The organism is Stenotrophomonas sp., assembly GCF_032103445.1.
Lineage (GTDB): Bacteria > Pseudomonadota > Gammaproteobacteria > Xanthomonadales > Xanthomonadaceae > Stenotrophomonas.
This window is the reverse complement of the sequence record NZ_DAMDFR010000002.1, coordinates 141201-160431: the sequence shown is the minus strand read 5'-3', so window position 1 is coordinate 160431 and position 19231 is coordinate 141201. Positions and strand designations below refer to the sequence as shown.

Sequence of the window (19231 nt, the reverse complement as noted above, 5' to 3'; positions counted from 1 at the left end):
GAAAACCGCTGGGAACTAGCCCTTCGGCGAAGCGTTCACCGGCATCTGACCGGCTATCTTCTTTGGATATTCGTGTAGCAATATTTCTGCAGGGTTTTGGCGCGCATACGGCCCTCCCCATCACACTCAAATCTACTATCAATGCGCATCCATGTCTGCAAGGAATTCGTTCTTTCCTTTGCCTCTATTGCGAATGGACTGTGCAAATTTGCGGCGGCCGCAATTTTGATGGATCACTTTTTCAATTTGATTGATTCTGCTTACTGTGCTTTTAACGGAGTTGACTGAATGAGCTACCAAATAGCGAGGACAAATAGACCAACTTATCAATAGCCTGTCCACTGACGAGTCCCCAGGACGTGTGGATAAGTCGCAGATGATCGTTAGAATCTTGCGATGGAGGCACTCCATCCGGCCCCGGTCCTCGCTGCGGGCCATTGCCAGGCAGGATAGGGACGCACTCTCGCTCGTTCTCAGGGCACTCGGCGATAGGTGCCCGCTCCGGTCTCTATTTCAACCGAAGGCAGAGCCGAAGATGTCGCCGAGCAGTGCAGGGGTACGGCCGCCCCGCGCGGCTGGCGGCGGACCCGCCCCAGTTCGTGGCAGAGACACTCGCAGCTCATCCGCAAGCCTGTCGATTTGTGCACGGCTCTCCTGCACACGCCTTCTTCGCGCCTCTACGTTTGCCTTGGCTTCCTCAAGCCATACGGTGCTAGCACCTTGCTTCTGATCCGCATGACGCCTGTCGCGTTCCAGCAGCCAAGTCGTGCCTGTCATTTCGCAGATCCGCCTTAGATTCAATCGGCGCACACCCGGTTCGCTGCGAAAGGAAGCGTCGCCTGCGTAGCGGCGGACCTGTTGGGTAGGGTAGGCCCATCCAATGCTCACCATGACCGCGATCGCTCGACTGGCACGACGCACGTCTCGTTCGCCTTGGGCACCATAGGCGAGCTGTGCCAGGTCGCGGAGTGTGTAGCGCTGCCAACGCCCGCCGCCGACGCGCGGCTTCCCGACGAACCCGGTTCGCACGTCTGTCATATAGAGCAGTGCGACCACCATGGCCAGAAGAGATTCAGCCCCATCGGAGCGAAAGGCACGCACGCGCTCTCTGGCACGTTCGATTGTGTACCCCGCGACGTGTACTTGGTCCTTGATGCGTGTCCATATGGCCCCGTGGCGCTGTTCAAGGCTTCGCACGAGCTCGTATCGCGTAGCGTCGATCACACCGGGGCGGCGAGCGCCGGCGGGCTTCCTCCAGCGCACACGCTTGTGCCGAGCCCCCTGGCTACAGTGCTGCGCCGCAGGTCCGGCCTCTGCCATCACCGTACAACGGGCACACGAAACCGCCGCGGCCGGGGCCACGGGGAAATACCTATCTGCTGGAGATTTCTGAGGTGAGGAAGGCCCTACCGTCCCGACGTGCATACGGACGGAACGGCAGAAGCATTCACGTAGCAGCTCGATGTCATCACGCCGCCTTATGGTCCCGCAGTGGGGTCACCGCTCCACGGACCCGACGCCATTCTTCTGCGGCGAGCGCTTTTTTCTGATCCAGGTACGCGGCTAGGGCATGCACATCCACAAGCCATGGAGACTTCTGACTCGCAAGGCGATAGGCCGGGACGGGCAACGCGGCCCTCGCCGCTCGCTTCGCTGCCTCTGCCGGAGTCAGTCCGAACATGGGGCATAGTCTTTCCAGAGGTATCTGCGCGGTTTCATACTCTGCCATGAGGAGAAACACGGTATTCATACGCACGCCCCCAGGCGCTGGTCCTGCTGGCCATCGAGGAGCTCTCCGATTCGCTCTGTGCTGAAGTACACGCGGCGACCTACCCGGATCCTGGCGGATGCCAGCATCTGACCCGACGCACTATCGCGCCTGCTCAGATTGGTCCGTAGGCTGGCGGCCGTCCTATCGAGGATCTTCGCCAGCTGTTCGTAGGTCAGCAATGGACCATATAGGTCAACCAACAGCGCTCGAGTGCTCACGTTGCTTCCAATGAGTTCTTGTTACATGACGCGACGATAGGTCACCAAGGCTGCTTTATGGGCTTTCATTTATGTCAGAATTGGTTGACATGAAATCCATCAGCACCCGCATCCACAAAGCTGTCGCGACCTATGAGAACTGCCCCACCGCACTCAGGTCAGGCGCATCTGACTTCGCGAGGGCACTTTCCGCGTCGCACACACTCACCTCGCGTCGATACTCGGTGTGGGCGTTGCTCAAACGCCATCTGGATCTACCGTTTGCTGATGCCCTTGCCTATCCAGGACCATGGGACTCGAAGCTGCTTGGAGGGTTCCGTCCGTCTGGTGGTTGGCGTCAGCCCAGAGCTTCCGTAATGGCGCAGCTGGCGACGTACCCGGCAGTGCGCCACCTGTGCACCGCCGATTCCCATGGGACGAGCCTATCGCCTGCAGACGAAGCCATTTCCGCCATGGAACGTTGGATCCAGTGCCTGCGTCTGGCCATCCACTCCTGTGACGATGCCAGGGGCGTCGCGCCGCCAGCATCAGCTTCTTTTACAGGTTCGTTGGACCTGATGCGCGAGATCCTGCATCTTCTGAAGCGACTCCGCCCACGTCACAAGAACCATGCGGTGTTGGGACGCGTGCCAGATCACGCGCCCGGAAGCGAGACATGCTGTGAGCTTTGCTGGCGTCCCAGCATGCGGTGGGTGGCCACGACCAAATCCCCGCAGTTGCTGAGCAGCGGCCAGAGAAGCGCCCGCTTCTGCGACGTCCACGATCCAAGCAACCCGAAGTCCCGGTATCGAAGTGACTTGCGATACAAAGCTGCCTTCCTGAAAGAGCTAGAAGCGGTCTGCAATTTTTCGGCGTCCGCTTACGCTTTTGAATTACCAGGTTTACCGCACCCGGATGAGCATATGCTTCGCCGCCTTGCCTACGATCGAGTTCACTCAGGTGTAAGGTCACCTAATGCTCGCAAGGACCCAAGCCTGAAGGAGCGGGTCTGGGTACTCCTCCAGGAAGGTCACTCGCAGTCTGAGATCGCTAGGGAGCTTGGCATATCGCGACAGGCCGTTAGCTCCGCTCGACAGAAGTTGAAGTCGATCTGGAATGATCACCAAATGCGGCTGCGCAGCTACCTTCTGCCATGACGTCAAAACCTGTCACGTCGCCCGGTTTCGGCCGGGCTTCACCGGGTGCTATCTCGAACCGGTGAGCTCCGCCTCCGCTCCGTACTCCCCCGGATGGCCTTCAGAGACGCCCCACACCTCGGCGCGCGAGTAGCTTGGGATCGTTGCGCAGTGCGCAGTGAAGGCGCGGACGGCCGCCAACCCTGGGGTTTCCTGGGCCACGGCAGCGCGCTGAGATTCATGCAACCAGCTTGCGTGGCCCTACATGCAAGGTACGTGCTTGCATTTTATGAATTGCATGCTAATGTGAACCCACTACCAAACAGAGGCCGTGGAAATGGATACTGAAGGTGGCGTCACGGGCAAGGCTGTCGGAGGGAAGGCAAGAGCTGCATCCCTGAGTCCGGAGAAGCGAAAAGAGATTTCACAAAAGGCGTTGGCAGCCAAGCGCGAAATGGCAATGCTCCCCAAGGCAACTCACTCTGGAACCATCGAAGTAGGTGGCCAGTCGCTTGCCTGTTTTGTGCTGGATGATGGTAGGCGCGTCATTTCCGGTCGCGGCCTCACCTCCGCGATCGGGATGAAAGGTCGTGGGCAAGGTGCCGCACGAATATCGGGCCACAAGCTGATAAAAACTTACAAGAACAGCGACTTATCGGTGGCCATCGACTCTCCGATTAAGTTCGTCGGAAAATCTCCGCGCGGCGACAATGTTCCCAGTGACGGTTTTGAAGCGACAGTCCTTCAGGAAATCTGTGAGGCCATACTGACCGCTAGGGATCTGGGGCTTGTTACCACTGAACAAGATCACAGGTATGTAGCTCAGGCCGACCTACTCACCCGGGGCTTTGCTCGAGTCGGCATCATTGCCCTAGTAGACGAGGCGACGGGTTATCAGAAGGATCGCGCGCGTGACGCTCTGGCCAAGATTCTGGAAGCCTACGTGGCGAAAGAGCTGCAGCCATGGGTCAAGACCTTCCCAATTGACTACTACGAACATATGTGCCGACTACGGGGCCTGCCATTTCCCTCGGAAGGAAACACGTACCCACCGTACTTTGGGACGCTGACGAACAACGTCGTCTACGACAGGCTTGCCCCGGGCTTGCGCAAGGAGCTGAAGGCACAGGCGGCAAGAGATCAGAAGAAGGCTCGTCTGCACCAAAGGCTATCAGCTGACATCGGTCATCCCAAGCTTCGTGAGCATCTGGCATCGGTTGTGACGGTCATGAAGCTTAGTCGTGACTACACGGACTTTGAAGAGAAACTTGAGATGGTTCACCCTAAGCTGAGCGACCAGTTGAAGCTTGATATTTAGTCATGCCCGACGTTAATCAGGATCTATCCGTCCGCAGAAACGTCCCGACCGTGGCCGGGACATTTCTGACCCTCTAGCCTCAGAATCATCAAGTTCGGCTAGCCAACCGTAAAAAGCGGCTTGTCACTCAGCAACAGTCCGTCGCGCGACAGCCATACCTGGAACCTCGTGAACATGACGAATGGGGCCAGCTCGTGCTCCTCTTCAGCAACCGGGGAGCCATCTAGAAAGAACCCGTACCGATGGGCGTCGGAGCCTTGGAGATGCCCCCAAAATTGGAGGCCACCCTCCGGCGAGATGACGACTGCGGAATGAGTGGTGTGGCTACCGTTGACGATGCGATCCTCGGGCACAATTCTGACCTCAGCCTTGACACCTGGCGCCGTGGCAAGCCCCGTATCGGAGAACCTTCCATAGATTGCCCCCGCATCTTTCCCTGTCAGGATCAAGTTTTTGTCGACTCGACCATGCAATCCATGCTGGTGAGTCATCAGGGCCCAAAAATCCCGCACGTACACCAGTGCGCCATCCGGTCCCCGCCCGTTCGTGACCCGCACAAACGCATCTGCCGGGTAGCTCATTACCATCTCCTTGGTTCTCCCCGGCCAATCCGGGACCTGGCTGCATCGTACATCTTTCGTTGGAAGACGCGAGAGTGCCCTTATCCAGCCAATCAGTCTCCTCAGGAAGCCGAGTCCTTAGGGCCGTAGCCAGCTTCCCATACCTCTAAAACATAGGAAAACTCACGTCCCAGCTCCGGATACGCTTTGCGCAGGATATCCATTGCTTGCGCCCGACTTACATGGCAATCGTCCGTACGAATTACGGCGTACGTCCAGTCCTCCACGGTCCAAGTATTCACCGGCCGAGCCAATAAAAGCTCCCACCTCGTAGGCGGCACATTCAATCGTCCAATGCTGCTAGCGTCGTATTCGCACATACCCCTCCCATTTGGACACATCTCCTACAACAGAACGGTCAACCCAGATCGTTGTCGGGGCGACTTCCCCACTTGATCATGCGATCGGCAAGCGCCGGTAGTTCCGCCGCATATCCGATGACGCTACGAAAGTGCTACGCGTAGTCGCCAAATATCTTCATCGTGCTGATTTATATATGCTTTTTGACGCACATCGTCCAGTCCATCATGGGAGCGACGGAAAGGCGCAGGGAAGCGGCGTAGCGGTCCGCGGCGGTGGGGGCAGGCAGGGTCATGGACAGGTGGGGCTATGGGGGCGGGGTTTGCCCGCGCAATCAATAGTTTACCTGCCTGGGGTGAATGGTGGCTTTTGGGGGTGGTTCGCCGCATTGGGTTCCGGTTGCTGCGGGCGCTGTTGCTGCTGGTCGGGCTGTTGGCTGCAACCGCTGAATGTGGCTGCTTTGGTAGCGTCGGTCGACAGACGACGGCTCGTAACACCCATCACTGCTGTAACGCATGACCTTCGAACGGAGACGCACATCTGCGTTGATGGTCACTCGTTACCTTGCTGATCACCGGTATGGGCCGTCGTCTGTCGACCGACGCTACCGGCGCTAGCGCCGACTGCTTCATCCGCATTGTCCTTGTGCCTCATACACAGCGTGGGAAATCAGCTCCACCGTGGTGCCCTGCCCGTCGCCAAGAACACGGGTGCCATTGACGGTCACCCTTCCGTCGACGATTCGGGTGCCGGTATCTTGATCGCCACTCCATAGTGATACCTGCACGCCACCTGCGGTGGGTGTGCCATCCACCACCGGCGGCTGGACGATGGTAACCAAGGTGTACATCGGACCTTCGTGATTGCTGATGGCCACTGACGCCGGGGCACCGGCAGCTACATGCAGCACCGGTGCCATGACTTCCGTGTCATGGGTCATCACTCTGAGCGAGAGAACGTGGGTGTTCTCCGTACTGACGGCCATCTCGAGCGCGGCCACCGGAGCTGAAACAGCGAGCACGAAGCTCGATGCGAGCAGCAGCATGTGGATTAAGCGAGACATGCGTCACCTGTGTTATCGGAATGAACGCGAAACTCTAACGGTCACCCGAACGGATTGACCTCGGAGAACTCTGATTCTGCGGCAGCGCAATTGCGCTCAACCTCATGCAGCGCTCGGACCACGACTGGATCGATGTTGCCTTGGTAGCGTCGGTCGACAGACGACAGCCGGCACCACCAATCACTGCTGTAACGCATGAACTTTTGAACGAAGATGCGTTTCCTCGCTGATGGTCACTCGTCACCGCGTCGATCGGAGATACCGGCCTTCGTCTGTCGACTGACGCCACCAAGAATGGCACATAGGGTACAAGGGAAGAGATTGAGGGCGTAACGTCTCGCGCCCGGAATAGGCCGGGCGCGAGACGCTTCCACTGGAACAGTTGACCACGCTCCCAAGACTTACCTCGCTCGCATTTCACACCACGACGAGAACCAAGATATCAGCATCCCGTGGCGGCATATCCAGTACATCTCGATCGGATCTGGTGACGTTTCAGATGGAGGTACGGCGACTGATCCTTGATACTTCGGTGATTCGCAGAATGCCCGCGCACCTCCCTACCGACGAGCCCGCGATACTCACTTAGGAGAAGCGTATCAATGCGAATGGTGCCAGAGGTCTGCAGCTCCTTCAGAGCAGGATGCGATTCCATTGACGCAACATATCCCGGGGTGACGTCTGAAAGCATGCAGTCGCGGAGGATCATCCAGTTATGCAGGAAACCCCGCATCCGCGGCATTGGGTTCCTGGCGGGCCGCAGCAGCTCAAATTGTCGTTTGAGTTCGGACACTTTCTGGTGCAGCAGGGATCTTTGGCTGGCCTCGCACCGCCACTTCCTGGGCTGCGAGGCGCGCACTGTGTCGCGGGACCAAGCTCAGCTACAGACTTTATCTCCACAGCATGAGATATCAGCTCAACGGATGTTTCAACTTTTCCACTCAGCGTTGGCTTGGCCACACTCGAGTTCACCACATGTCGGCTCGCCGCCGACGACCCGTCCAGCACCATGACTTCGTCAACAAGCCGCAGTCCGCTCCCTTCACCCCCCTCCCACAGGACGGCATGAAGTACGGGCGCACCTCCTGCCGCGTCAACCGCGACCTCATCAATATCCAGCACCAACGTGTGCCCGCGCTCGGACGAAGAGCCGATGGAAAGTCGAACTGGCCCTTCTGATGTCATTGATACAGAAGGGGTCATGACCTCCCGGCCATCAACATGAAACCTGAGAGTGAGGTGATGTAGCGCGGTCTCACCGTCTATCGGAGAAACTGCTCCGCTCGGGAATGGAACCAGAACCGCAAGCAGAAGGACAACGTGAAGGAGAAATCTACTCATCGAGAGTCACAATTTATCTACCAAGATGGAGAACCAACCTTAGAGCGAAGCTGGAACGTTTACACTCGGATAAATCCGAATTCTTGATTCAGAATTCTCTTCTTCTACTGCACGCGGATTGAATCTACAGAGCTCGTAGATGGAGGGTCTATGCCCAAGCATGGATGCATGCCCATGTCCCAGCATGCCGCATTCCGACAATCACCATTGAAGCGCATGAGCTTTGGGCGGCGAGAGGATCCTTCGTTTACCTGTCTCTCTTTACCGTGCCGATCACCGATATCGGCCGTCGTCTGTTGACCGACGCTACCAGCGCTGCGGAACCTTCACGATGCTGTTGGGCACTGATACGCAGCCCGATAAATCAGCTCAACCGTTCAAGTGCTCTGACGCGGAGGCAGGAAGCCTACCGCCTTGGCGAGGTCTGGCCATGGTGAAACGGTCTCGCCGCATACCTGCCAACGCCCTGCGCTGTAGCGCAGGCGCAACTCGTACAGCGCGGGGTAGGCAGATGCTCCCATGCGTCGGTACAGAACCGCGACCGCGGTGTCGCCATCCTGCTCCACATGCAGCACCCGCTTCTCCGTGGAGAGCGGCGGTTCACCCGCAGCACCACGCTCGCGGAATTCCTGGAACATGTCGTCGCGCGACAATCGTACAACCCCGCCCTCCGGGGTCAGGACCAGGAAAGCCAGGTCATCCGTATACAAAGCCTCCATCTCGTCCATGCGGTAGTGGCTGCCCGTTTCCGCCAGCACGTCGATGAAGTTCAGCAATTCAGTATTTGATTGAGTCGTCATGGTGGTGATCTCCAACAGGTATCAAGAAAGGAACATGCCGCCGTCAACGCGCAGCTCGGCACCGTTTACGAAACTGCTTTCACTTGAAGCGAGAAAGAGTGCAGCATTGGCCAGTTCCTCTGCTTCACCCATGCGCCCCGCCGGGATGCGGTCGCTCATCGACTGAAGAAAGGCTGCGCGATCCGACTCGGGCACGCCCAGCTTCTCCACGATGGCGGTATCCACAGGGCCCGGGCTGAGCACATTGACGCGTATGCGACGGTCCTTCAGCTCGAGCGCCCAGCTACGCGCGAATGCTTCGATCGCCGCCTTTGCGCCGGCATACACGGCGTGGCCCGGCAGCACCCTTGCTGATGCCAGCGAACTGGTGACGATGATGCTTGATCCCTGTCGCATCACCGGGACCGTCGCCTGCACGCCAAAGAAGACGCCGCGCGTATTGATGGAGAACTGCGAATCGAACTCCTGGGGAGATACGGCGGCAGATTCATTGATGGTCAGCACGCCGGCGTTGACCACGTATGCGTCGAGGCTGCCAAATGTGTCACGCACGTACGCCGCTGCCTGGGAATGATGCTCGAGATCGGCAACATCCCCGCGCAATCCAATCGCGCCGTGGCCAATGCGCTCAAGCGCTTCGTCCAGCACGCCTTGCCGGCGTCCGGTGATGACCACCTGCGCACCCTCACGGGCGAACAGACAGGCCGTCGCCAGACCGATGCCGCTATTGCCGCCGGTGATGAGCGCGACCTTGTTTTCCATTCGTTTCATAGCTGATATACCTTGCATCTGGGGAATGCGCAGACCTTAGTCCTCACCCGTCCCGGCCGGAAGACGAGCTGTCGAACTTCAGTTGTTCCAAGGAGTCACAGATGAACCTGCTCAGCAACACGGCCACCTTGCTGGCCTTCGTGCGCTCTGTGGAAGCGGGGTCGTTCAGTGCAGCCTCGCGTGCACTCGGTCTGACGCCTTCATCGGTGTCCAAGTCGATCACCAGGCTTGAAGCCGAGCTGGGTGCGAAACTCTTCCACCGGTCCACCCGGTATCTGCAGCCAACCGAGGAAGGGCTGGCCCTGTTCGAGCGCGTGGCTCCACTGCTGCGAGGATTGGAGGATGCGGCCGATGCGATCCGCACCGATGGTGATGCGCGCGGCCTGCTCCGCGTCAGCATGCCGAGTGAGATCGGGCGGCTGCTGCTCGAGCCTTTAGCCACCCGCTTCCTGGACGCCCACCCTGGACTGGAACTGGACCTGTCGTTGTCTGATCATCTTGTCGATGTCATTCGTGAGGGCTACGACGTCGCATTCCGCATCGGCCATCCCGCAGACAGCGAGCTGATGGCGCGCCCTATCGCCTCATTGACGATGATCCTGGTGGCCTCCCCGGCGTTGCTGTCGCGCCATGGCATGCCCGGCACGCCAGATGACCTGCGCAGGATGCCGATGCTGCGATACCTGTTCGAGAGCCGAACTGCCGCCATCATGTTCGCCGACGGAACCAGCGTGCAGCCAAGAGGCCGGGTTGGCCTGAATACCGGTGCCGCGCTCCGTGCGGCGGCACTCGCCGGCGTGGGCGTGGCACACCTGACGCGTTGCACCGTGCAGCACGACCTCGACAGCGGCGCACTGGTGCAGGTGCTCCCATCGCTGCCCCTTCCCAGCCTCCCCTTGCAGTACATCCATGCGTTTGGCCGCCTTCTGCCGGCGCGCGTTCGTCTGCTCACTGACTTTGTTGAAGCAGAGGTGCGCCGGATCCTGGATGACCGACAATGACCCGCCGGACCGACAGGGGCGACTGTGCGCCCCTGTCGTATAGGTTGAATCAGAAATCCCAGAACACCGGCACCCAGCGGAAGGTATCGCCTTCCAGCGACACCCGGCCCACCGACGGGAACGGCAGGTGCGTGGCCACCAGCATTTCGCCGGTGCCTGCCAGTTCCTGCAGCAGGGCGATGCGCACGCGCGCCGATTCTTCCGGGTCGTGTTCGAAACCGTTGTGCCAGTTCGGCTGGTCGAAGCCGACCGCGAACACCGCATCACCGGCGAAGGTCAGCGCCTCGCCAGCAGAGGCCACCCGCACCACGCAGTGGCCTGGGGTATGGCCGCCGGTGCGGCGGGCAGTCACGCCCGGCGCGATCTCCTGCTCGTCCTGGAAGGTGTGCACATAGCCGCTGTACTCAGCCCAGAAATGCTTGGCGGTGGCCCGCAGCGCATCGGGGAAGCCCTGCGGCATGTTGGTGCGGCTGAAATCCGGCGATTTCCAGAACTCCACTTCCGCGGCGGCGACGTGGATCTTCAGGTTCGGCCGCAGCTGTTCCTTCACGCCGTCAATCAGCAGACCGCCGATGTGGTCCATGTGCATGTGGGTGATCACCACGTCGGTGATCTCCGCCAGGTCGATGCCGGCCGCACCGAGCCGGTGGATCAGCTGCCCGGCGCGCGGCAACTGCAGGTCTGGATCCATGCCGAGCCCGGCGTCGAGCAGGATGGTGCGATCGCCACTGTGCACCACCATCACATTCAGGGGCCAGTCGAGGACTTCCTGCGGCAGGTACATCTCCTCCAACCATTCGGCGCGTTCTGACGTGGATGCGTTGTGACCCAGCATCTGGGTGGGCAGCGGCAGAACGCCATCGCTGATCACCAGGACTTCGATATCACCCACTTTCAGGGCATAGCGTGAGGGCACCAGCTCATCCAGAGCTGGGGCAACGGGCGCGGCGGCATTTTCAAGGCTGAACATGACGAGGTCTCCACATGAATTGGCTAGCGGGCAGGGGCGCGGGCTGGCGTGGCACGGCATGTGCCGTGTGGAGGCAGCTTAGGTAGCGCGCCGCTATGGCGGTAGGCGCGTGGGCGGGCACGTGATGTTGCTCTTTGGGAATCAATCATGGGACGTTGCGCCACGCTGAATACCTGATTCGCTTTGGTAGCGTCGGTCGACAGACGACGGCTCGTAGCACTTGTCACTGCTGGAACGCATGACCTTAGACGGGAAGGCGCTTCTGCGTTGGTGTTCACTCGTTACCGTGCCGACCACCGCCATCGGCCGTCGTCTTTCGACCGACGCTACCGGAACCACCGGCACTGCCCACCGTTTTCGCCGTGATTGAAGCAGCCAGCGACACTTCCACATGATTCATACAGCCCGATTGGGCGGCGGGGAACGAGTACGCGATGATTGAATCGCCGACCAAGGCTCCAAAGGTGTGTCTGGCGAGCACACTCTCATCGCGCGGGTAGTCCAGAACAAGGAGACTCGGGTATCGCGACCGAAGTGACTTGAATGGAACACAGCTACCCTTCAATTCGAAAGACACTGAATCAGCCTGCGCGTTCTTCGCAATTACCACTACCGTATTCACAGCTGCAAGGGACGGACCTATCTCAGTGGCCGAGGCATGCTGCTCGCTGTTTTCAGACGCCATACCCGATCGATCAGAAGGGAAGGCAAGCGCCGACACATCGCGACCATCACCGGGTAGCGCGAGCGCAATCTTCTCAGAGTACGCCCACAATTTTTTCTCTGCGAGTTTGGATGCACGGTCTTCTGAAGCAGCCGAAGCGAACGGCACCAGAACCAGGAGCATGAAGACAATTCCTTCTGCGCACCTCATCAACTAGACCCCCATGTTGCTCACAAAGTCTGTCGTAATCCCGGCCCCAGAATACTCTGTAGCTCCTTCCCGATGTTCACGTCACATGACGCATGGGAAGCGCGACACAATTGCGCCGATTGCGTCATGCGGAATTTCCATGTGCCCGGCTGGGTCGGAGAATCCCTTCAGTTGTGGCCTTTAGCCGTTAGGCCTATGGGAGAACTGAAGATGCAGGACGTGTGGACGCAGGATCAGATGATCGAACGCTTCTGGACCGCGGCGAACAAAGGGTTGGAGAATGAGGTGATCAGGAACCATTCCATGGATCCGAAGCTGCTGGCGATTCGGCTGGTTGCGGTGCATGCCGCCGCGCAAGGGTTGGGGGTTGAGCTTCCGCCGGTTTATCTGCTGCGTAAGGCGGTGCGGCGGTGTCCGCGGTTCTTGCGGATTCGGTGGGTGCGGGGGCCGAAGGGGACCAGGGCGGTTAGTTGTTGGATTTTCAAGAGGTAGGTTGGGAAGTCAGGGTGTACGTGTTGTTGCGCCCGGCGAACGCCGGGCGCTGTTCTGGGGCGAGCTAAGCCGCAGATGACATCTGCCGGATCGGGTCGGCGTGCACGTCGGTGAAGTGAATCTGGTGGATCTCGCCGTCGGGGCCGTTGGGCGTCACCTCATCCACGAGGTCGCGGGGGCCGATCAGCGCTACGGTGATCAGGCCGAGGCCGGCCTCGACGATCACGCGTGCGCCCACTCTCATGCCCATATCGTGCAGCCATGTGCCGTGCAGCAGAATGAAGGGTACGGGTTGGTTGGATAGCACCGGTGGCCGCAGCAGGCTGTTGCAGCAGCGGCAGCGCTGGGTCAGGCCGGTGGTTTCTGAGGAGGTTGCGTCACGATCAGGCGCGGCTGCGCGGTTCTTGTGCATATGAAATCTCTGTCGTCGATGAAGACCCCTCGCCATTGCGGCGAGGGGAGGTCGGGAGGTTTACAGCCGTTCATAGCGTACGGTGTGGCGTATTTCCCCCTCACGAGGGTGTTGTATTAACCACCCTCCCGACTCAGGGATGCACAAACAATTATTTGCCATGAACGGGCTGTAACACCCGGGGCGGACAGTGCGCTCTTCTGCCATGGAATGAAATTGGCATTTGCGACAGGAGGTTGCGCGCAGGCGCTCGCAATCGAGCCATTGTCGGGATTGGCACGCAAATTTTGAGATGCGTGTCCCTGAACTGAAAGGATCAATCGATCGCAGCGCCGCGAAATGCGCATTGAGTTTGCGACGTCACATCGACTCGATGGGATGTTCTGACCGGTCATGCGACGCGATCGACCCGCATGACCGCGTCCGTGCGCGTAATGCCTGACGCATTCCGCATCACGCCTCTCGCGCGATGCCTGAGGCAGGTAGGGTCGCTCGATAGACGACCGCCGTGAACGTATCAACATGCGGTAACGCAAAGAAACTGGCGAAGCGGAATGCCGGCCGTTGGCCGACATTCCCATTTCGATACAGGTCATGCGTTACCGGGCGCGGGTGATTTCAGTGCGGTCGTCTGTCGACCGACCCCACCAGTACACCCCGTGATCCAGCCGGCATCAGCCGGTGGCGCGTTGCACGCCACCGGCCATTTGCAACGCTTACATCCCGCGCGAGCGGTTTTGTTCCTGCTGCTGGTTCTGGTTCTGATCCTGCTGCTGCGACTGGCTCTGTGTGTCGGCCTGACGGGTGCTGGCTTCCACGGTCTGCTGGGCCGCCTGGTTGTGTTCCACCAGCGCGCGGCGCGAGGCCGGGTCGCCCAGGGTACCCTGCACGGCGATCACACCGGTGCCGTCCGGGCGGGCGACCACCGAGTCGATCTGCTGCATGCCGGCGGCCTTGCTGGACACCACCATCTGGCCGGCGACGCGTTCCAGCTGTTCCTTGTCGGCATACAGCGGCTTTAGTCCGCCCTGGGCACGCTGCTGTTCCAGGTTCTGCAGCTTGTCCACGGCCTGGTTGTAACGGCCGTTGTCGGCGTGCGAGGCGTCGCGCATGCTCGGCTCCTTCGGGGCCTGCGCCTTCTCGGCGACGGCGTCCTTGAGCGCGGTCAGGGTCTTGTCGCCGGCCTTGCCGTCGTCCTTCAGGCCATGCTCGCGCTGGAACTTCTGCACAGCGGCGAAGGTGTCGTCGCCGAAGTAGCCGGTGGTGGACAGCGGCTTGCCGTCCTTGCCCTGGTAACCCAGACCCGCCAGCTTTTCCTGCATCGCCTTGACCTCATCGCCACGCTCGGTCTTGGTGAGCATGCCGTCGGACATCGCATTCCGGGTAGGTGCGTTCTGGTCCAGGGTGAGGCGATCATTGAGCATGTCGCCCAGGTACTTGCGGTACTGGTCCGGCTCCAGCTCGATGTGCGCATGCACCGCGCCCGGCGAACCGGCGTCGGACTGCTTGATCAGCGGCGCGCCGTACTCGACATAGTCGCCGGTCTTGTACGGAGAGCTGCCGCGCTCGCCGTGCAGCACCTGGCCCACCAGCTCGCGCTCGGGGTGACCGGCCGGGTGGCTCCAGATGCTGACCGAGTTCCAGGCGTTTTCCTTGACCTCCACATAGCCCGCAACCGGGTTGGGGATCATGATGTCGCGCTCGTTGCGCTGGTTGGTCAGGATGAGATCCTTGTGCACCAGCGGGATGCCGTTGCGGTCGAAATCCCGACGGGTGGTTTCCAGCTCGCCCTCGATCATTTCCGAGTGGCGGTCGGCGATGGCAGCATTACCCGTGCGCACCGCCTCGCGGTTGGTCTTGGGGTGATGGATCTGCATGTCCCGGAACGCGTCTTCGCCCGAGGTGCCATGCGGGATGGTGCGGTTGGCCTTGTTGTCGGCGCTGCCCATCGGCTCGACCACCTTGATGCGCTCGCCCGACGTCAGATCGCGGGCCGGTGCAGCCTGCTCCTGAACAGGCTCCGCGGGTGCTACCGGGGCCACGGGTGCGACCGGAGCTGCCGGCGCCGCAGGTGCAGCAGGTGCAGCAGGCGCGGGACCGGCATTACCCTGCTCGCGCACGGCAGCGTCCAGTGCATCCAGCGTGTTCTTGCCAGCCTTGCCGTCTTCGGTCAGGCCGTGGGCCTTCTGGAACTCGCGCACCGCATGCTCGGTGTTGTCGCCGTAGTGCTTGTCCGCCGTGAGCGGCTGGCCGTCCTTGCCGGTGTAGCCGGCGGCGATCAGCTTGTTCTGCAGCGCTTCAACTTCCGCGCCACGCTCACCGTTCACCATTACGCCGTCGGCCATCGGGTTGCCACGCCCACGACCGCGCGACTGCTGCGGCTCGGGCTCACCGAAGGCCTCTTGGTAATCCTTGCCCTTGTACGGCTCAGGATTGCGATTGACCTCGTCGTAGCGGGCGAGCGCGACCAGATCAGCTTTCTCGGCGACCGCGCGGTTGCGCAGACTGTCCCATAAGTCGGGCGAACTCTTGAAGTTGCTCTCGACATTGGCAACCTTGTAGTCCTGCGCGGCGCGGATGATCTGCTCGTCGGTCAGCTCGGCCAGGTTGTAGTTGTCGCCGTACGCGGTCTTGAGCCCCTTCTGGAACACCGAAGGGGTCAACTCGCGATACTGGACCGAGGTGCTCCACAGCGCGTCCTGCACAGCTGCACCGCGACCGGAAAGGTCAATGCCGAGGTCCTGCAGGCGACCCATCTGCTTGTCGTAATACAGCGTCTGGATGAAATCGTGCTGGTCCTTGGCAAAGCCAGCGGGGTCAGCGGCGGCGACTTCCTTCCACTTCGCGCCAAATTCCGGGCTTCCTGGATCCAGCCCAGCAAACTTGTCGCCATACGCGGATGACTTGAGGTACTCGGCAACCCCACCGGTTTTGCTGGAGAACTGATAGGTGCCATACGAGATACCACCGTGATCACCCTCACCGGTCGATACCAGGCCCGGACCGCGTCCGCCGGATTCACGCTTCTCGGACGTCTGGCCCATGTGCCAGGCGTCCATCTTCTGCTTTGCTTGATCAACTACATCCATTTCCTACACTCCTTTGCGGTGTGAATTACTTTGTTGTTCCATTCTTCATGGTGTATCAGTTGCCTTTTCCGTTTGCCTTGTCCGCCATGTCCGCCAGCGCTTCCAGCGCGTCTGCGCGATTGGCATAGCGATTCATGAAGCACGACTGGCCCTCACCCACCGGGCCGTTCTTTTCCTTTTCGCCGCAGTTGATGTTGGTGTGGCGCATGTACTCGGCCTGCCAGTTGCCTACCTCGTCTTTGAAGTAACCATCCGGGCCGGCGTTGATCCGGGCCAGGGCAGCGCGCAGCCTCTTCTCCTGGTAGGCCAACTCTTCGTCCTGGCACGCCGCGATTGCCGGCATCACCGCGTCAGTGGCTTTGATGCACGCGCGGTACTGCGGACGGAAATCTGCGACGTTGTAGGAATCGTCCAGGCCCGGATCCATGTCTTCGTCACTCACGGTGTCCGCGGCCGTGACCGGTGCCGCAGGTGCCTGCGGAGTGGCCGCGGCAGGCGCATCGGACGAAGCCGGTGCAGTGGCGGGTGTTGCGGCTGTCGGCTCGGATTTGGCCGGCGCTGCCACGGCGGGTTCGGCAGCAATACCCGCTTCGGGGGTGGACGGTTTGCAGGCGGCCATCGCCAGGCAAAGCGCCAGCAAAGCACCACCGCGCGTTGCGGCCGACGCCAGGTTCCAGGTATTCGAGTTGATGTTCTGCACGTTGCGCTTCTCCTTCGTGTGTCAGTTGCCCTTCGCGTATGCCTTGTCTGCCATGTCCGCTAGTCCTTCCAGCGCGCGTGCGCGGTTGGCGTATCGGTTGATGCGGCAAGACAGCCCTTCGCCTGCCGGACCCCGTTCCTCCAGGTTCGTGCAGCTAATGTCGGTGCTCTGCATATAGATGTGTTGCCAGTTGCCGATCTCGTCCTTGAAGTAGCTGTCCGGGCCGGCGTCGATCCGGGCCAGGGCGGCGCGCATGCGCCCACGCTGGTAGACAAACTCCTGTTCCTGGCATGCCTGCACCTTCGGCATGACCGCGTCACTGGCGTCGATGCACGCTTTGTACTGCGGACGAAGGTCTGCGACGTTGTAGGAATCGTCCAGGCCCGGATCCATGTCCTCATCGCTGATCGTCTCCGCGGCAGGTGCCGAGGACGTCTGCGGAGCGGCGGCGGCAGGATGGACGGCAACCAGTCCGAGGCAAAGTGTCAGCAACGCAGCACGGCAGGCGGCTGCGCTCATCGCCGGATTCGAGGTATTCAAGTTCACGTTCCGCTTCTCCCTGCGTAATGCCTGGCCCTGTCGGGGCGCACGGCGGTAGTTGAGCATCCATTCTGCACAGCGGTTCGTTACCGCCCGGCGATACGGCTCCCACGTCCGGTCGGCAACCGTCCCCACGGCTGCGCTGAGGCGATTGTACGGGATGGCCGTCAATTTGATGACGCTGGGCTGCCGCGCCGGTTTTTCCATCATTCATATCAGTCACTTACAGGCGATCTTCATGGCCTGTCACGGGCGACATGCACAATGGGTTACGCCCATTCACGCCCCCCCGCCATGCGAAGCACCCGCCCTTCCCGCTTCGACCCCACCACCGAACAGGGGGTGCTGAGCCTGTCGATTGCGGCCTCGTTTGCGATGGCTGCCGCCGCGGTGGCGTTCGGGCTGCTGGCCAACTCCTCGTTGATCATCTTCGACGGCATCTATGGGTTGATCGACGTGGTGATGACCTGGCTGTCGCTGCTGGTGGTGCGGCTGATCAGCCTGTCCACCAATGTGGATGCGCTGCAGTCCCGCTTGAACCAGCGCTTCACCATGGGCTTCTGGCACCTGGAGCCGATCGTGCTGGGGGTCAGCGGCACGCTGATGATCGGGGCGGCGCTGTATGCGGCGGTCAATGCCGTGGACGCGCTGATGTCGGGCGGACGCCATATCGCGCTGGGGCCGGCGATTGTGTTCGCGGTGCTGTCGATCATTGCCGAGAGTGCGCTGGCGATCTTCGTACGGCGGGCGAACCGGCGCATCGGCTCGGAGTTCGTGGGGCTGGATGCGAAGAACTGGATGGTGGCTGCGGCGATGTCCGGGGCATACCTGCTGGCGTTTGGCGGCGGCTGGCTGCTGCGCGACACCCAGTGGGCCTGGGTGGTGCCGTACATCGATCCGGCGATTCTGCTGGTGGTGTGTGCGTTCGTGGTGTTGGCCCCACTGGGCACGGTACGACGGGCACTGTCGGACATTCTGCTGATCACGCCTGTGGATTTGCAGGCGCATGTGGATGATGTGGCGCGGGCGGTCGTGGCCAAGCATGGCTTCATTGAGCACCGCAGCTATGTGGCCAAGGTGGGGCGCGGTGATCAGATCGAGCTGTTCTTTGTGGTGCCGGAAAATGATCCGCCGCGTGCGTTGGTTGAATGGGACCGGCTGCGCGATGAGATCGGTGAGGCGCTGGGGGAGGAATCGCCGGACCGGTGGTTGACGATCATGTTTACGACGGATCGTGAGTGGACGATCTGAGGCTGGGTGTCGGCCGGGGTCAGATTTGATCCCGCACAACGGTAGGATGCAATTTGTTGCATTCGGGATGGTGCAGGCGCTGCATTAGCTTCGATCCGGCGCGATGAATCCGCATCGCGTGTGATCAAGGGAGTGAATGCTATGAGGTTGATCGTTCCAGCAATGCTCGCGCTTGTACTGGCAGCCAGTGCCACCGGTGTGGCGGTAGCGAAAGCGCCATCGAGCGCCACCGTTGTCGTCAACCACACCTGGGCAGCGGACCAGAGCGAGGGAAAGAAAGTACTCGCATGGGTCTCGAAACATGCGCCCCGGTTTCAACCACTGAGCGGCGCAAGCGTGGTGTCGGTAGAAAGAATTCAGCACTTCCCGCTCACCCAGCGCAACTCGCCGACGCCGCCCGGCGGGCTGCCGGACTCCGGCTACCCGGGCGAGGTCTATAGCGTGGAAAACACGTTGCCAGACGGCACGATGCAGTCGTGGACGTTCCAGTGGACCGAACCTTCCACCGGTCACGGTGGGCATTGGGTAATGACCGGCTATGCGTACAAGAAGGGCGACGATCCGCTCAACATCCAGTAGCACGCT

The 19231-nt window shown here is 60.7% G+C and carries 14 protein-coding genes and 1 pseudogene; 4 read left to right on the top strand and 11 right to left on the bottom strand.

Annotation, left to right across the window (positions count from 1 at the left end; genetic code table 11):
* Positions 1-513: 513 nt before the first annotated feature.
* A pseudogene (locus RT551_RS01675) lies at positions 514-1272 on the bottom strand (hypothetical protein); the annotation flags it as partial.
* A 2169-nt stretch (positions 1273-3441) separates the two neighbouring features.
* Between RT551_RS01675 and RT551_RS01670 the strand changes: the two are divergent.
* Complete coding sequence (locus RT551_RS01670; protein WP_313455249.1) at positions 3442-4422, top strand: P63C domain-containing protein; 981 nt, start codon at positions 3442-3444, stop codon at positions 4420-4422.
* Between the two features lie 98 nt (positions 4423-4520).
* Here the strand turns inward: RT551_RS01670 and RT551_RS01665 are convergent, their stop codons facing one another.
* The 4 genes from RT551_RS01665 to RT551_RS01650 all read right to left on the bottom strand — a co-directional run bounded on the left by RT551_RS01665 (position 4521) and on the right by RT551_RS01650 (position 9308).
* Positions 4521-5003, bottom strand: coding sequence for a hypothetical protein (locus RT551_RS01665; RefSeq protein ID WP_313455247.1), 483 nt, complete (start codon positions 5001-5003; stop codon positions 4521-4523).
* A 967-nt stretch (positions 5004-5970) separates the two neighbouring features.
* A complete protein-coding gene (locus RT551_RS01660) occupies positions 5971-6387 on the bottom strand; it encodes a hypothetical protein (protein WP_313455246.1) in 417 nt (138 codons plus the stop codon).
* 1736 nt (positions 6388-8123) lie between these two features.
* The gene (locus RT551_RS01655; protein WP_313455244.1) at positions 8124-8561 is read right to left on the bottom strand and encodes a hypothetical protein; all 438 of its coding nucleotides are present in this window, start codon (positions 8559-8561) and stop codon (positions 8124-8126) included.
* 6 nt (positions 8562-8567) lie between these two features.
* Positions 8568-9308 (bottom strand): SDR family oxidoreductase, encoded by a 741-nt coding sequence (locus RT551_RS01650; protein WP_313455242.1) that lies wholly within the window; start codon positions 9306-9308, stop codon positions 8568-8570.
* A 110-nt stretch (positions 9309-9418) separates the two neighbouring features.
* On the opposite strand from RT551_RS01650, the gene RT551_RS01645 reads away from it, so the two are divergent.
* Positions 9419-10318, top strand: a complete 900-nt coding sequence (locus RT551_RS01645; protein ID WP_313455240.1) for a LysR family transcriptional regulator — start codon at positions 9419-9421, stop codon at positions 10316-10318.
* Positions 10319-10367: 49 nt separating this feature from the next.
* Here RT551_RS01645 and RT551_RS01640 read toward each other — a convergent pair whose 3' ends face one another.
* The 6 genes from RT551_RS01640 to RT551_RS01615 form a co-directional block, all read right to left on the bottom strand.
* Positions 10368-11288 carry an MBL fold metallo-hydrolase gene (locus RT551_RS01640; RefSeq protein ID WP_313455238.1) on the bottom strand — a complete coding sequence of 307 codons (921 nt, stop codon included), beginning with the start codon at positions 11286-11288 and terminating at the stop codon, positions 10368-10370.
* A gap of 274 nt (positions 11289-11562) precedes the next feature.
* Positions 11563-12135, bottom strand: a complete 573-nt coding sequence (locus tag RT551_RS01635) for a hypothetical protein (protein ID WP_313455236.1) — start codon at positions 12133-12135, stop codon at positions 11563-11565.
* A gap of 583 nt (positions 12136-12718) precedes the next feature.
* Positions 12719-13066, bottom strand: a complete 348-nt coding sequence (locus tag RT551_RS01630; protein ID WP_313455235.1) for a hypothetical protein — start codon at positions 13064-13066, stop codon at positions 12719-12721.
* A gap of 716 nt (positions 13067-13782) precedes the next feature.
* The gene (locus RT551_RS01625) at positions 13783-16155 is read right to left on the bottom strand and encodes a peptidoglycan-binding domain-containing protein (RefSeq protein WP_313455233.1); all 2373 of its coding nucleotides are present in this window, start codon (positions 16153-16155) and stop codon (positions 13783-13785) included.
* Positions 16156-16210: 55 nt separating this feature from the next.
* Positions 16211-16855, bottom strand: coding sequence for a hypothetical protein (locus tag RT551_RS01620; RefSeq protein ID WP_313455232.1), 645 nt, complete (start codon positions 16853-16855; stop codon positions 16211-16213).
* Positions 16856-16876: 21 nt separating this feature from the next.
* Positions 16877-17602, bottom strand: a complete 726-nt coding sequence (locus RT551_RS01615; RefSeq protein WP_313455230.1) for a hypothetical protein — start codon at positions 17600-17602, stop codon at positions 16877-16879.
* An 87-nt stretch (positions 17603-17689) separates the two neighbouring features.
* Between RT551_RS01615 and RT551_RS01610 the strand changes: the two genes are divergently transcribed.
* Positions 17690-18646, top strand: coding sequence for a cation transporter (locus RT551_RS01610; protein ID WP_313455228.1), 957 nt, complete (start codon positions 17690-17692; stop codon positions 18644-18646).
* Between the two features lie 141 nt (positions 18647-18787).
* Positions 18788-19225, top strand: a complete 438-nt coding sequence (locus RT551_RS01605) for a hypothetical protein (protein WP_313455226.1) — start codon at positions 18788-18790, stop codon at positions 19223-19225.
* Positions 19226-19231: the final 6 nt, after the last annotated feature.

Excerpts from the sequence above, each read along its gene's own strand:
- RT551_RS01670 (WP_313455249.1), top strand. The coding sequence starts at position 3,442 with ATGGATACTGAAGGTGGCGTCACGGGCAAGGCTGTCGGAGGGAAGGCA.
- RT551_RS01665 (WP_313455247.1), bottom strand. The coding sequence starts at position 5,003 with ATGAGCTACCCGGCAGATGCGTTTGTGCGGGTCACGAACGGGCGGGGA.
- RT551_RS01660 (WP_313455246.1), bottom strand. The coding sequence starts at position 6,387 with ATGCTGCTGCTCGCATCGAGCTTCGTGCTCGCTGTTTCAGCTCCGGTG.
- RT551_RS01650 (WP_313455242.1), bottom strand. The coding sequence starts at position 9,308 with ATGGAAAACAAGGTCGCGCTCATCACCGGCGGCAATAGCGGCATCGGT.
- RT551_RS01645 (WP_313455240.1), top strand. The coding sequence starts at position 9,419 with ATGAACCTGCTCAGCAACACGGCCACCTTGCTGGCCTTCGTGCGCTCT.
- RT551_RS01640 (WP_313455238.1), bottom strand. The coding sequence starts at position 11,288 with ATGTTCAGCCTTGAAAATGCCGCCGCGCCCGTTGCCCCAGCTCTGGAT.
- RT551_RS01635 (WP_313455236.1), bottom strand. The coding sequence starts at position 12,135 with ATGCTCCTGGTTCTGGTGCCGTTCGCTTCGGCTGCTTCAGAAGACCGT.
- RT551_RS01630 (WP_313455235.1), bottom strand. The coding sequence starts at position 13,066 with ATGCACAAGAACCGCGCAGCCGCGCCTGATCGTGACGCAACCTCCTCA.
- RT551_RS01625 (WP_313455233.1), bottom strand. The coding sequence starts at position 16,155 with ATGGATGTAGTTGATCAAGCAAAGCAGAAGATGGACGCCTGGCACATG.
- RT551_RS01615 (WP_313455230.1), bottom strand. The coding sequence starts at position 17,602 with ATGGAAAAACCGGCGCGGCAGCCCAGCGTCATCAAATTGACGGCCATC.
- RT551_RS01610 (WP_313455228.1), top strand. The coding sequence starts at position 17,690 with ATGCGAAGCACCCGCCCTTCCCGCTTCGACCCCACCACCGAACAGGGG.
- RT551_RS01605 (WP_313455226.1), top strand. The coding sequence starts at position 18,788 with ATGAGGTTGATCGTTCCAGCAATGCTCGCGCTTGTACTGGCAGCCAGT.